The sequence below is a fragment of the Synechococcus sp. CS-1326 genome (genome assembly GCF_025128115.1).
Taxonomy (GTDB): domain Bacteria; phylum Cyanobacteriota; class Cyanobacteriia; order PCC-6307; family Cyanobiaceae; genus Regnicoccus.
In genome coordinates this window covers 37,808-50,937 of record NZ_JAHLYV010000027.1, presented here as the reverse complement: position 1 = coordinate 50,937, position 13,130 = coordinate 37,808, and the positions used below count along the sequence as shown (strand labels likewise).

General features: G+C 66.3%; 12 protein-coding genes. 1 reads left to right on the top strand and 11 read right to left on the bottom strand.

What is annotated here, in order from left to right; genetic code table 11:
- Nucleotides 1-51: 51 nt before the first annotated feature.
- From KQ307_RS10420 to KQ307_RS10390, 7 genes are all read right to left on the bottom strand, one after another.
- The gene (locus KQ307_RS10420; RefSeq protein ID WP_259702252.1) at nt 52-357 is read right to left on the bottom strand and encodes a hypothetical protein; all 306 of its coding nucleotides are present in this window, start codon (nt 355-357) and stop codon (nt 52-54) included.
- A gap of 51 nt (nt 358-408) precedes the next feature.
- Entirely contained in the window at nt 409-1,914 is a 1,506-nt protein-coding gene (locus KQ307_RS10415) for a GMC oxidoreductase (RefSeq protein ID WP_259727928.1), read from the bottom strand.
- Complete coding sequence (locus tag KQ307_RS10410; RefSeq protein ID WP_259727986.1) at nt 1,911-2,483, bottom strand: heme-copper oxidase subunit III; 573 nt, start codon at nt 2,481-2,483, stop codon at nt 1,911-1,913. Before KQ307_RS10410 ends, KQ307_RS10415 begins: the two co-directional genes overlap by 4 nt.
- A gap of 63 nt (nt 2,484-2,546) precedes the next feature.
- Nucleotides 2,547-4,235, bottom strand: a complete 1,689-nt coding sequence (ctaD, locus tag KQ307_RS10405) for a cytochrome c oxidase subunit I (RefSeq protein WP_259702249.1) — start codon at nt 4,233-4,235, stop codon at nt 2,547-2,549.
- Between the two features lie 21 nt (nt 4,236-4,256).
- The gene (locus KQ307_RS10400) at nt 4,257-5,183 is read right to left on the bottom strand and encodes a cytochrome c oxidase subunit II (protein WP_259727927.1); all 927 of its coding nucleotides are present in this window, start codon (nt 5,181-5,183) and stop codon (nt 4,257-4,259) included.
- Complete coding sequence (locus tag KQ307_RS10395; protein WP_259702247.1) at nt 5,180-5,791, bottom strand: DUF2231 domain-containing protein; 612 nt, start codon at nt 5,789-5,791, stop codon at nt 5,180-5,182. The genes KQ307_RS10400 and KQ307_RS10395 overlap by 4 nt, the downstream gene beginning before the upstream one ends.
- Nucleotides 5,791-6,288 carry a DUF2231 domain-containing protein gene (locus KQ307_RS10390; protein WP_259702246.1) on the bottom strand — a complete coding sequence of 166 codons (498 nt, stop codon included), beginning with the start codon at nt 6,286-6,288 and terminating at the stop codon, nt 5,791-5,793. Before KQ307_RS10390 ends, KQ307_RS10395 begins: the two co-directional genes overlap by 1 nt.
- Nucleotides 6,289-6,442: 154 nt before the next feature.
- Between KQ307_RS10390 and KQ307_RS10385 the strand changes: the two genes are divergently transcribed.
- Nucleotides 6,443-6,961, top strand: coding sequence for an HdeD family acid-resistance protein (locus tag KQ307_RS10385; protein ID WP_399241997.1), 519 nt, complete (start codon nt 6,443-6,445; stop codon nt 6,959-6,961).
- An 8-nt stretch (nt 6,962-6,969) separates the two neighbouring features.
- Here KQ307_RS10385 and KQ307_RS10380 read toward each other — a convergent pair whose 3' ends face one another.
- Genes KQ307_RS10380 through KQ307_RS10365 form a run of 4 tightly spaced genes read right to left on the bottom strand, consistent with a single transcriptional unit; the run spans nt 6,970 to nt 13,115 of the window.
- The gene (locus KQ307_RS10380) at nt 6,970-7,113 is read right to left on the bottom strand and encodes a hypothetical protein (RefSeq protein ID WP_259702244.1); all 144 of its coding nucleotides are present in this window, start codon (nt 7,111-7,113) and stop codon (nt 6,970-6,972) included.
- 44 nt (nt 7,114-7,157) lie between these two features.
- Nucleotides 7,158-8,954 carry a gamma-glutamyltransferase gene (ggt, locus tag KQ307_RS10375; RefSeq protein WP_259727926.1) on the bottom strand — a complete coding sequence of 599 codons (1,797 nt, stop codon included), beginning with the start codon at nt 8,952-8,954 and terminating at the stop codon, nt 7,158-7,160.
- Nucleotides 8,941-12,615, bottom strand: coding sequence for a hydantoinase B/oxoprolinase family protein (locus KQ307_RS10370; RefSeq protein ID WP_259727925.1), 3,675 nt, complete (start codon nt 12,613-12,615; stop codon nt 8,941-8,943). Before KQ307_RS10370 ends, ggt begins: the two co-directional genes overlap by 14 nt.
- Before the next feature lie 8 nt (nt 12,616-12,623).
- Nucleotides 12,624-13,115, bottom strand: a complete 492-nt coding sequence (locus KQ307_RS10365; protein ID WP_259727924.1) for a YajQ family cyclic di-GMP-binding protein — start codon at nt 13,113-13,115, stop codon at nt 12,624-12,626.
- Nucleotides 13,116-13,130 lie beyond the last annotated feature (15 nt).

Sequence of the window (13,130 nt, the reverse complement as noted above, 5' to 3'; positions counted from 1 at the left end):
CAAGGGGAGCAGCTCAAGCAAGTTAACGATCCGGCCGGAGCGGGCCTCGCCTCAGTCTTCGGGGCTGAGGCACTCCAGCTGGCGGCGCACATCCTCGATGGCCCGGTTCAGCTCCTTGACCTTGTGCTGCAATTCACTGTCCAGCAGGGGGCGGTGTTCACCGAGTTCCCCATCGCGTGAGCCCTCCTGCAGCCGTGAAAGGCTGAGGCTGCGGCGCTGACGCAGGGCCTGGCGCCGCCGCTCCGCCTCCGAGAGCAACCACCAGCCCAGACCGGCTGCACCGACCAGGGCACCGCCGATGGCGCTGGCCAACAGGCCGGTGCTCCTGGGCTGATTGCGTTCTCTGAGCTCGCCCATCGACCTTCTCCTTTCCCGATCCCAGGTGTGATCCAGACTAAGGGCGGCTGATCAGGCCAGATGTTCGGCAAGCCGCAGGGCGTTGGCGATGATCGTCAGACCTGGCGAGAGGCCGGGGCAGCTGGGGAAAACGCTGGCATCGGCAATGGTGAGGTTGCCGATGCCATGGCAGCGACCCTGCAGATCCACCACCGAGCTCGATGGGTCGCTGCCCATGCGGCAGGTTCCGCAGGCGTAGCCCATCACCGCCAGGGGGGCCTCGCCCCGGGGGTGAATCCAGGACCGGTTGACCACGGTCACGAGGGGGTCGGCCTCCACGGCCTGGAGGGTGTCGAGCCAGCGATAAACAAGCCGGTCGTGGGCTTCGAGGTTGTTGGGCAGGTAATGGATCCTGATCCGATCGTTGCGCAGGGTGATGCGGTTATCGGGGTCGGGCAGCACGGCGCTGGTGGCCCACCAGCACACCGAGCGGGCCGCCAACCGCTCCAGGCCAGCCTTCGGAAGCAGCCGGCTGACCAGGGACAGCACCGGCGGTGACTCGGCGAAGAGGGGATCCTGCAGCACACCACCGCCACTTTCGATGTGGCCGAGAGGAAAGCTGACATTCTTGTCGCCCCAGTAGTAGTCGTTGATGCCGAGGCTGCGGGGATACCGGCCGGAGTTGGGCTCGCTGGCTCTCTGCAGAATCGCGCTGAGCTGCAGTTTCATCAGATGACGCCCCACCAGCCCGGAGCCGTTAGCCAGCCCATCCGGGTGGGGATCGCTGGCTGAGGCCAGCAGGATGGCGGGGGTGTTGATCGCGCCGGCGGCGAGAACCACCTGATCAGCACGAAACAACCAGCGCTGACCCTTGATTTCAGCTTCGACCCCCCGGACCTCGGTGCCACTGGGATTGACATGCAGGCGCCGGACCCTGGCCTGGGTGCGCAGGCGGGTGGCGCTCTGCCCCAGGGCGGGTATGACGCCGAACAACTCGGCATCGCCGGTGGGATCGGCCAGGTCCTCCGACCAGGTGAGCGGCAGATCGTAGGGGCGACAGCCCTGGCGCTCCAAGCCGGAGCGCAGCGGCTCCAGGAATGGCTCGATCGGCCGGGGCTGGTGGGGGTAGGCCCCCGTTCGCTCCGGCTCGGTTGGATCGATGCCGGCTGCGCCGTGCACCCGGTAAAGCGCCTCGGCCCGGTCATACCAGGGGGCGAAATCGGCGTAATCGAGACCCCAGGCCGGCGCCCGGCCGGTCTGCATGGCCAGACCGTCGAATTCCGCAGCCCGCATCCGCTCCAGAACAGCGCCCCAGATCTTGGTGTTGCCACCGAGGGCGTAGATCGCCTGGGGGTTGAACGGATCGCCATCGGTGCCGAACCACTGCTCGGCGGGGTGATAGCGATCCTTGCGGAACAGGTCGATGTCAGCGACGTTCTGATCCTCCTGGGGAAGGCTGCCTCCCCGCTCCAGAATCAACACCGAGCGTCCCATAGCCGCCAGCGCCGCGGCCACGGTGCCACCGGCAGCGCCGCTGCCGATCACGATCACGTCGTAGTGGTCATCATCGATGATCATGCTGGCCAGATATAAAGAAGCAAGAAGAGAAGCACCCAGATCACATCAACGAAATGCCAGAACAGTGAGGCTGCCACGACCCCCTGCTCCCCGCCCTCGTAATTGCCAGGCAAGAAAGAGCGGATCAGCATCAGCCCCATCAACAACACACCCGTGGCGACATGGAGGCCATGGAAACCGGTGAGCAGATAGAAGCAGCCGCCAAACGTCCCGGAGGTGAAGCCGAAGCCGAGCCCACTCCACTCGATCGCCTGGCCATAGAGAAACAGCGAACCCATCGCCATGCTGAGCAACCAGAAGGCGCGAAAGCCCCATAAACGGCCTCGTTTCAGACACCATTCAGCAACAGCGATCGTGCCGCTGCTGGAAACCAGCACGGCTGTGTAAGCCAGTGGTGTGCGCCATTCCAATCCCTCCACACCTGGCGGCAGCCACTTGAGAGCGGAGAGCTTCAGCACGGCGTACCCCGTGAAGAAAGCCAGGAAAATGACGCTCTCGGAGCAGAGAAAGATGATGAATCCGGTCAACGTGTGGTTGGCATGGCCACCGTGGCTCCCGTGGCTGGAGATCTGGCCGGTGGACGGCTGGAGGCCGGGGGTTGGCTCTGGGCTGGCGGGGGTGACGATCACTGGTCAGACCTGCTGCAGGGAGCGTTCATAGGCCTCCTGGTTTTCCACCAGGGGCAGGCCGGTGCCGTAGCCATAGGGACCGCTGATCACGGTGGGGACATGATCTTCGAAATTCTCGGTGGGTGGCGGCGAAGGCAACAACCACTCAAGGCCGATCGCATTCCAGGGATTGGCCGGCGCTCGCTCGCCCCGGACCAGGGAGCTGACCAGGTTGAGCAGAAAAGGAATGATCGAGACGCCGAGCAAGAAGGCACCCAGGCTGGCGATCACATTCCAGAAGGCGAATTCCGGGTCGTAGGAAGACACGCGCCGAGGCATTCCCATCAGGCCAAGAGGATGCATGGGAAAGAAGTTGAGATTGGTACCGATGAACGTGAGGAGGAAATGAAGCTTTCCCAATCCCTCGTAGTACATCCGGCCAGTGAACTTGGGAAACCAGTGGTAGATCGCGGCATACACACCCATGGTGGCAGCCCCATAGATCACGTAGTGGAAATGTCCCACCACAAAATAAGTGTTGTTGACGTGGATGTCCACCGGTACGGTGGCCAGCATGATGCCGGTGACCCCTGCGAACACGAAGTTGAACAGCCCACCGAGAGCAAACAGCATCGGGGTATTGAGCCTGATCTTCCCACCCCAGAGTGTGGCCAGCCAGGCGAACACTTTGATGCCGGTTGGCACGGCAATCAGCATGGTTGTCACCATGAACAGATCACGCATCCACTGGGGCACGCCACTGGGGAACATGTGATGCACCCAGACCACCAGGCTCAGTCCAACGATCACCAGCGAAGCCGCTGCAACAAACTTGTAACCGAACAGCGGCTTTCTGGCATACACGGGGAACAGTTCCGAAAACACACCGAACACCGGCAGAATGATCACATAGACGGCCGGATGTGAATAGAACCAGAAGAAATGCTGATAAAGAACCGGGTCACCGCCCCCCTCAGGCCGGTAGAATGAAGTCCCCACCACCAGATCAAACAACAGCATCACCGCCCCACCGGTGAGAGCCGGCAGGCCGATCAACTGAATCACCTGGGCCGACAGGGCTGTCCAGCAGAAGATCGGCATGCGGAACAGAGTCATGCCGGGGGCCCGCATCCTCAGGATCGTGGTAACGAAGTTCAGAGCCCCCATGATCGAAGACACGCCTGAAAGAGCCACCGCCACGATCCAGAGGGCCTCACCGTTGATCAGGTGGCCCAGCGGGTTCTGAAGGCTCACCGGCGGATAGGACCACCAGCCGGAAGCGGCCGGCCCGCCTGGCACCAGGAAGCTGGCCATCAGGATCACCCCGAACACCGGAACCAGCCAGAAAGCCGCGGCGTTCAGCCGCGGAAACGCCATGTCGGGGGCACCGATCATGCAGGGAATCAAGAGGTTATTAAGCCCATTGAGCACCGGAAACATAAACAGGAACAGCATGATCGTGCCATGCATCGTGTAGAGGCCGTTGTAAACGGTGCGATCAACCAGATCCGCCTCCGGGGTGATCAACTCACCACGCATGATCATCGCCAGCAGGCCACCCACCAGCAGAAAAATCAAGGCGGTGGCGATGTATTGAATGCCAATCACCTTGGCATCCGTATTGAAGCTGAAGTAACGCTTCCAGCCGTTGGGTGCCTGGGGCTGGGGGCTCGGAAGCTCACCGATGCCGGGGTCAAAAGGTGTGATGGTCATGGCGTGAAGGTCATGGCGTGATCAGCCGTCGTGGGGAAGGGTGTTGGAGCCGGGCACATTGACCATCGGTGGTGGGGCTGGGACCACGGTGGCGTAGCCGCTGCTGGTGCTGCGTCCCTGCTGGAGGGCGTACTCCCTGGAGGCGTCACTCAGACCCGGTTGCAGGGGGAGTTTGGCGGCACGGCGCAGCCAGCTCTGGTAGTCGTCCTCGCTCTGGACAACCACATCAACCTGGTTGGCGGCGAACCAGGTGCCGCTGTATTCAGAGTCGCGCAGTCGGTAGCGGCCCAGCCGGGTTGGGGTGATGAAAAAAGGAATCACCCGACCGGGAATCACCTGCTGCTTGAGCCGGAAGGCCGGAACATAGAACCCATGAATCACATCTTCACTGCGAAGCTGCAGCCCGACCCGACGATCGAGCGGCAGATGCAGTTCCGTGCTGGTCACACCGGCGGCTGGATAGCGGAACTCCCAGGACCACTGGCGGGAGATCACCTCGATCTCGAAGGCGGGCGACGACCCATCGGCAGCGGCAGTCTCCGGGCCACCGTGCACGTGCTCCATCGGACCGATCAGGCCGATCTGGCGGTTCACATCGATCGTGTAGGCGGCGATCGCCATCACCAGCACCAGGGGGATCACCGTCCAGATGATCTCCAGACGAAGGTTGCCTTCGATCGGCGCCGCATCGCTGACGTCGTACTTGGCCGCCCGGTTGAACAGGATCACCCAGGCCATCACGGACACCACCCCGGAAAAAACAAAGGTGGCAACAGCGGTTTCAAAGCTGAACAGGCCATCGACGAGGGGAGCCGCGCTGGAGGCCTGAACCGGCAGCCAGCGATAGGACTGACGTCCCATCCAGAAGCTGAACCAGACCAGCAGACCCAGCCAGACCGCCAGACCGCTCAACGCAGTCAGGCCGGGGCGGGAAGGGGTGGTGGTCATGGCAGGGCCTCGTGCAGATCAGCTCCACCCGCCAGGAGCTGATCTGCCGTGACGTGCACGCCGAATTCAACCGCCAGCTGGGCTCCGAGGGTGCCGTGCCAGGCCATCATCCCCAGCAACAGCACCCCGGCCAGCAGGTAGGTCCACTGCACCTGACGGCCCATTTCCCGACGCCAGGCAAAGCGCTGCACACCTCGCCAGAGGGTCATCACCACGATCGCGAACAGCAGGGCGACTCCGCCGGCGCCGTGCCAGAGCATGGTGGCGGTGCTGCTGAGGCCGAAGCTGCTGGTGATCCCTGGCAGAGGCACGGCCAGCTGCATTTCCACAAAGCCGGCGGCCACCGTGAAAAAGCTGATCAGACAGCAGGCCACCAGGTTGTACCAGCCCACATCATGGAAACCGGCGCGGCTGACCGGCAGGGCCAGAAAACGGAACAGCCTTTTCTCAAGCGGGAACACGGCACCAGCCACATCGAAGGCGATCGCGATCACGAACAGGCCGATGCTCAGATGCACCAGGTTGGGATGGATCGGCAACCGGTAAGGCAGATCGTTGGCCCCGAGTTCGAGAAGGGGCATCGAGAGGATGGCGGAGGCCAGAGCCATCACACCAGCCCCGCCCGCATGGCTTCGACCACCTTGACGGTGTGGAGGCCGTAGACCCAGATCAGCTGATTGCCCAGAATCACCTGCACGACCACCAGCAGGCTGAGCAGGGACCCTGCCCCGAGGAAAACAAGCGGCAACTGAAGCGGATTGCGGCTGCGGATCACGTAGCGCCAGCCGGTCAGCAGGGAAAGGACTCCGGCGAGAGCCCAGCCGAGGGTGCTGTGCAGGTTGAGGATGTCGCGGGAGGCGCCGTAGGGGTTGGCCAGACCCGCCTCCACCTGGCCGAAGATGATCGCCACGAAGATCGCGGCGGTGGCAAAGAGCAGGTTCCAGAAGGAAACCTCATACAACGCAGGCTTTCGGGCCAGCACGCCGATCAGATCGAAGACAAAGGCGATCAGGGCCATCGCGATCACAAAATGCACCACGATCGGATGGATCGTGTCCATCCAGGGCAGGTTGCGATCGTTGAGCTGAGGCAACAGCTCCAGCATGACCCGGTGCCTGGATGAACACCCTTCAAGCTTGGGCGGGTCCCTGGCTCGACCGCGGCTTTGTCATCGAATCCGCTCCAAGCCACCTGGGCTGGCGCGACCTGCACCTCCTGAACCCCTTGAGTGGGTCCACCTAGGCTGACTTTTTGTGGTGATGGCCGTGACGGCACCTGCCTCCCGATCGATGCGCTGGCTCACGGCAGGGCTTCTGTTCGCGGCAGCCGGTCTCTCGGTTGCCTTGCCGTTCGTCTCGGCCACCCTGCTCACCCTTGGCCTTGGCGGTGTGGCGGTGGCCACCGGGGTGGCCCAACTGCTGCGGGTCCGGGGAGGGGATGGCCGCACCATCGCCTTCCGGGCCCTGTCCGGGCTCCTCTACCTGGTGAGCGGGATCTGGATCCTGCTGTTTCCCCTGGGCAGCGAAGTGAGCCTCACCTTGTTCGTGGGGGTGCTGCTGGCCTTCGAGGGGGTGATGGAGCTCGCCGCCGCCGCCGCCAGTGAAGGGCCGGCCCGAGCCCTGGTGATCACCGATGGTGTCGTCACGGCGATCCTCGGCGGGCTGCTGATCGCCGAATGGCCCAGCGACAGCCTCTGGGCGATCGGCACCCTGTTCGGCGTGGGCCTTGCCCTCTCCGCTGTCAATCTGCTCAGCAGCCCGGCTTCGGCCGCGGCCTGAGCGGGGCTTCAGTCGCGCCGCCGCGCCACCAGCCAGGCGGCACCCAGCAAGGCGGCAGACAGGACAGCCAGCTCAATCAGTCCGCCGCTCCACATCCACTCCTGCTGGGTGAGTGCAAGCAGGGGCTGGAAGCTGGCAACGGCAAAACCCACAACGATCCACACAAATCCGCCGGATCCAGTCTGCGCCAAGACCCTCACTCCCCGATCGCCAGGGCCTCGCCGCGACGGGAATCGGCCACTCCGAGGCTGCCGCCCCCGGGCAGGGCCTCCACCGAATGGGCTGAGCCCATCGCCGCCACCCGCAGCAGCCTGTGACCCATGGCCTGCAGCAGCCGCAGGGTATCGGGGCTCAGGCCCTCCTCGTGGCTGAGCTGGTCAGGCCAGAGCTGGCTGTGGACGCGGCTGGCGGCGACGGCAGAGGCCAGGTTGAGGCCGTGCTCCAGCCGGTTGAGCAGCACCTGCAGCACGGTGGTGATGATGCGACTGCCGCCGGGACTGCCGGTGGCCAGCAAGGGACCACCCTCCCTGCTCAGCACCAGGGTGGGGGCCATCGAGGAGAGCGGCTGCTTGCCGGGCGCGATGGCGTTGGCCTCCCCCTGGACCAGCCCGAAGGCGTTGGCCTCCCCGGGCCTGATCGAGAAGTCGTCCATTTCATTGTTGAGCAGAAAGCCGGCGCCTGGCACGCTGATCCCGTTGCCGTAGGCGAAGTTGAGCGTGGTGGTGGTGGCCACCATCGACCCTTCGCGATCGATCACCGAGAGGTGGGTGGTGTTGCCGCCCTCCGCCGCCCTTGCTGGCGGCGGCGCCAACAGGGCCGCCGGGGTGTGGCGCCCCAGCTGGATGCGTTGCCGTTTGGCGATGGCGTCGGCCGGGCTGAGCAGACGCTCCAGCGGCAGGGCAACGAAGCGGGGATCACCGAGCTGGCTGTTTCGATCGAGATACGCCAGGTTCATCGCCTCCACCATCACGTGGATGGCGGCGGCGCTGTTGAGCCCCATCGCCGCCAGGTCGAACCCCTCAAGCACATTGAGAAGCTGAATCAAGGTGACGCCACCGGAACTGGGCGGCGGCATGGCGATCACCGCATGGCCGCGCCAGCTGCCGAGCAGCGGCGTCAGGGGCCTGGCCCGGTAACCACTGAGATCGGCGGCGGTGATCAGCCCGCCCCGGCGGCGCATCAGCTCCAGCAGTTGCGCAGCCACCGGCCCGGCGTAGAACCCAGCCTCCCCCTGCCGGGCGATCCGGCGCAGGGTGGTGGCCAGCTGGGGCTGACGCAGCCGCTCGCCTGGCCGGTAGAGCCCACCATCAGGCTTGAAGAACAGGCGGCTCGAGCCCGGGTCGGCCTTGAGCAGTGCCGCCGCCGCCCCCAGGGAGTCGGCGAGCTCCCGACTGACGATCACCCCGTCCTCGGCCAGCCGGATCGAAGGGGCCACCACCACCGCCAGGGGCAGCCGGCCATAGCGGCGCTGGGCCAGCACCAGACCCGCCACCGTGCCGGGCACCGCCGTGCTCAGCAGACTGCGGGTGGCCCTGCTTCGATCCACCGCCCCGGCGGCATCCAGGAACAGATCAGCCCGGGAAGCCAGTGGGGCGCTCTCACGGAAATTGATCGTCACGGCCCGGCCCCGGCCCACCCGCCGCTCACCTGGCAGCAGGGGGGTGGAAGCCCGCTGCGCCGTGCCGGGCGGCTCCGGCCGCCACAACACCAGAAAACCACCTCCACCGAGGTTGCCGGCCTGGGGCAGGGTGACGGCCAGGGCAAAGGAAGCTGCCACCGCCGCATCCACGGCGTTGCCACCCTGGCGCAGCACGTCGCGGCCCACCCGGGAGGCTTCGGCTTCCTGGCTGGCCACCATGCCGCCAGCGGACCAGACCGGTGCAAACCGCTGACCCTGCTCCTGCAGCACGTTGGCCCCGGCGGCTGGAGCCAGCGCCAGGCCGAGCAGCAGGCCGGCCAACAGACGTGTGGTTGGGCGATCAGGCCTGGCCATAGCCGCCGCCTCCCGGAGTTTCAATCACGAGCCGATCGCCTGGGTTCACCAGCAGCTGGGCCGAACCGCCCAGCTGCTGCTCCCCGCCGGCCTGCCGCACCAGCCGGTTGCGCCCCACCGCTCCAGGCCCCCCGCCGGCCAGACCGAAGGGCGCCACCTGGCGGGAGCCGGAGAGGATCGCCACCGTCATCGGCTCAAGGAAGCACAACTGGCGCACCACGCCATCGCCACCCGCCCAGCGGCCCTGCCCGCCACTGCCGGTGCGCACCGCGAAGGACTCCAGCCGCACCGGAAAACGCTGCTCGAGGATCTCCGGATCGGTGAGCCGGGAGTTGGTCATGTGGCTCTGGACCGCCGCGGCCCCGCCAAAGCCCGTGCCGTCGGCCAGGATACCGGCGCCGGTTCCGCCGCAGATCGTTTCGTAGTACTGGCAGCTGTCGTTGCCGAAGCTGAGGTTGTTCATCGTGCCCTGGGCCGCCGCCAGCACGCCGAGCGCACCGAACAGGGCGTTGGCGATCGCCTGGGATGTTTCCACATTCCCGGCCACCACCGCCGCCGGTGGCCGGGGGTGGAGCAGGCAGCCCTCGGGCACAACCAGCTCCAGCGGCCGGAAACAACCGGCATTGAGCGGGATCGCCTCGCCGACCAGACAACGGACCACGTAGAGCACCACCGCCTTGGTGATCGCCAGGGGGGCGTTGCGGTTACCGGCGTCCTGGGGCGATGTGCCACTGAAATCAATCCGGGCCCGCCGCCGCTGCCGGTCGATCTCCACCTCCAGCTGGATCACCAGACCACCATCGAGGGGCAAGCAGAAGCGGCCGCCAACGAGCCGATCGATCAGGCGCCGCACCGCCTCGGCACCATTGTCCTGGACGTGAGCCATGAAGGCCCGTACCCTTGCCCCTCCCTCCCGTTCCGAAAGCGCCAGCAGGAGCTCGGCCCCCAGCTGGTTGGCGGCCACCTGGGCCCGCAGATCGGCAAGCAGCTGGTCAGGGTTGCGCACCGGCTGGTTCCCCGCCATCAGCCGCTGGCGCCACTCGGCTTCAAGCAGAACACCACCACGCAGCAGCGGGATGTTGTCGAGCAGAAGGCCCTCCTCACTGAGCTGGCGACTGAAGGGGGGCATCGAACCCGGGGTGAGGCCGCCCACATCGGCGTGGTGGCCACGGCAGGCCACGAACAGGGGTTCGCCCCCGCAGAACACCGGGGTGATCGCGGTGAGGTCGGGAAGGTGGGTGCCGCCGTTGTAGGGGTTGTTCGACACCACCACATCACCGGGACCCAGGGGGAGACGCTCACCGCGGCGAATGGCGGCCAGCAGGCTGGCCACGCTGTCGCCCATCGAGCCCAGATGGACGGGGATGTGGGGCGCATTGGCGACCAGGCCCCCCTCGCCATCAAAAACGGCGCAGGAAAAATCGAGCCGCTCGCGAATGTTCACCGAACGGGCGCTCTGCTGCAGCCGCACCCCCATCTGCTCGGCGATGGCGGCGAAACGGTGGTGGAACAGCTCAAGCGACACCGGGTCCACGCCGTTCTGCGGTCCTGACGGATGGGTGGAGGCTGGAGCGGCAGCAGCGGTGTGGCTGAAGAGCAGCTCGCCACCTGGCAGGAGATCTGCCTGCCAGCCCTCAGCCAGCAGGTTGGTGCCGGTGGCCTCCACGATCAGCGCCGGCCCGCTGAGCCGGGCTCCAGCTGCCAGCTGGTGGCGCTCCCACAGCGGCACCGTCTGCCAGCGACCCTCCAGAAACAGCGCAACAACGGCGGATTCGGCCCGGGAGCCGCTGCCCGTCGGAGCCCCAGCCACCACCGGAGTGTCATTGGCCTCCACCTGCTCCACGAGCAGCCGCTCGACCACCAGGGCCAGCGGCTCGCCGGCCGTGGCCACAGGCAAGTAGCCATAGCGGCGGCGATGGCTGGTCTGGAACGCCTCACCGATCGCCTCCAGGCTGGCGAAGGGCACCGACAGGCACACCTCACTGCCGCCGAAGCGGAGTTCGAGGCTGATCCGCACGATCGAGCCGGACCCCGGGACGGCCAGCTCCGCCGCCATCGCCGCGAGCCTGGGCAGCAAGGCCGCATCCAGCGGTTCCCGCACCACGCGCTCCCGCAGCAACCTCCGGTCGGCCAGGCCGATTCCATAGGCCGAGAGCACACCGGCGAGGGGATGGAGCAGCAGCCTGGAGATGCCGAGCTGGGCCGCCACGGCGCAGGCGTGCTGGCCGCCGGCTCCGCCGAAGCAGACAAGCGTGGAGTTGCGGATGTCGTGACCCCGCTGGATCGAGATGCGCCGGATCGCCTCAGCCATGCGATCAACCGCGATCGCCAGCGCACCTTCCGCCAGCCGTTCCGAGACCTGGGGCAGGCCCGTGGCGGCATGGATCCTGGCCGCCAGCAACTCGAACTCCTGCCGCACCACCGCAACGTCAAGGCACTGGTTGCGGCCTGGGCCGAACAGGGCCGGGAAGCAGGCAGGCTGAAGACGACCCAGCAGCAGATTGGCATCGGTGACCGTGAGCGGCCCGCCCAGCCGATAGCAGGCGGGGCCGGGATCCGCCCCGGCCGAAGCAGGCCCCACCTGCAGCCTCAGTCCATCGAACTGAATCTTCGACCCGCCACCAGCCGCGACGGTATGGATCGGCAGCATCGGCGCCTGCAGGCTCACCCCGTTGATCTCGGTCTCAACGCAACGCTCCCAGCCCCCATCGGGACCAGCCGGATCGAAATGAAAAACATCGGTGGAGGTCCCACCCATGTCGAAGCCGACAATCGCTTCAGCCGCAGCCGGCCTGCCCCCGACCGCTGGCGAGCATCCCACTGCCGCTGCCGCTGCCGCAGCCGCCACCCGCACCGCGCCGACCATGCCGCCGGCCGGCCCGGAGAGGATGGTGTCCTTGGCCCTGAGCCGATCGGGGCTGATCAGTCCACCGCTCGACTGCATCACCTCCAGCCGGCAGCCTTCGCCGAGGGCTGAGCGGAGCTGGGCCAGGTAGGTCCCCAGGGCTGGCCCGACGAAGGCCTCCACCACGGTGGTCTGACCACGGGGTACCAACCGGCTCTGGGCGGCAACGGCGTGGGAAAGGCTCAGCTGCTCGAACCCGAACCGAGCCAGCCAGCTGCCGAGGGCCAGCTCGTGGCGGGGGTGACGGGCCGCATGCAGCAACACCACCGCGCAACTGCGCAGGCCCCGCTCCAGGGCCTGATGGAGTCCCAGCTCCAGGTCGGCGTCCAGCCGCAACGGCTCCAGCTCCTTGCCATCGGCGGCCAGCCGTCCGCCCACTTCAATCACCTGGCTGAAGAGCGGGGCCACGGTCTGGATCCGCAGCGCGAACAGATCGGGGCGATGCTGATCGCCGATCCGCAGGGCATCGGCAAATCCGGCCGTGATCAGCAACAGGGTGGGGCTGCCTCGCCGCTCCAGCAGGGCATTGGTGGCCACGGTGGTCCCCAGCCGCACCGCCTCGATCGCCCCGGCGGGGATCGGGGCATCGCCCGCCAGGCCCAGCACCTGACGCATGGCCACCACGGCTGGGTCAGCCAGGCGACCCGGTTGCTCGGAGAGCACCTTGCGTACCACCTGTTCCCCGCCCGGACCCTGGCCCACCAGGTCGGTGAAGGTGCCGCCCCGATCGATCCAGAAGCGCCAACCGCCTGCCACGGCTCCGCCTAGCGGTAGTTCTCGAACTGCAGCGGCAGCTCCAGATCTTCAGCGCGCAGCAACTGGATCACCTGCTGCAGGTCGTCCTTGTTCTTGCCGGTGACCCGCAGGCTCTCGCCCTGGATGGCCACCGTCACCTTCTTGATCTGATCGCGCACCAGCTTGCTGAGCTGCTTGGCCAGCTCCTGGCTGAGCCCCTTGCGCAGCTTCACCACCTGCTGCACCCGGTTGCCGCCCACCGGCTCCGCCGGCTGGAAATCGAAGATCTTGAGTGAGAGCTCTCGCTTGACCGCCTTCTGTCGCAGCACATCGGTCACCGCGTCGAGGGTCATATCGCTGGCAGTGGTGATCGTGAGGCTGGTGTCCTCCAGATCAATCTCCGTTTTGGAATCCTTGAGGTCGTAGCGCTGGCCCACCTCTCGGCGCACCTGATCAAGCGCGTTCACCAGCTCCTGCCGATCGAAATCCGACACCACGTCGAAGGAGTAGGTGTCGGCCATGGCGGAAAGCACGAA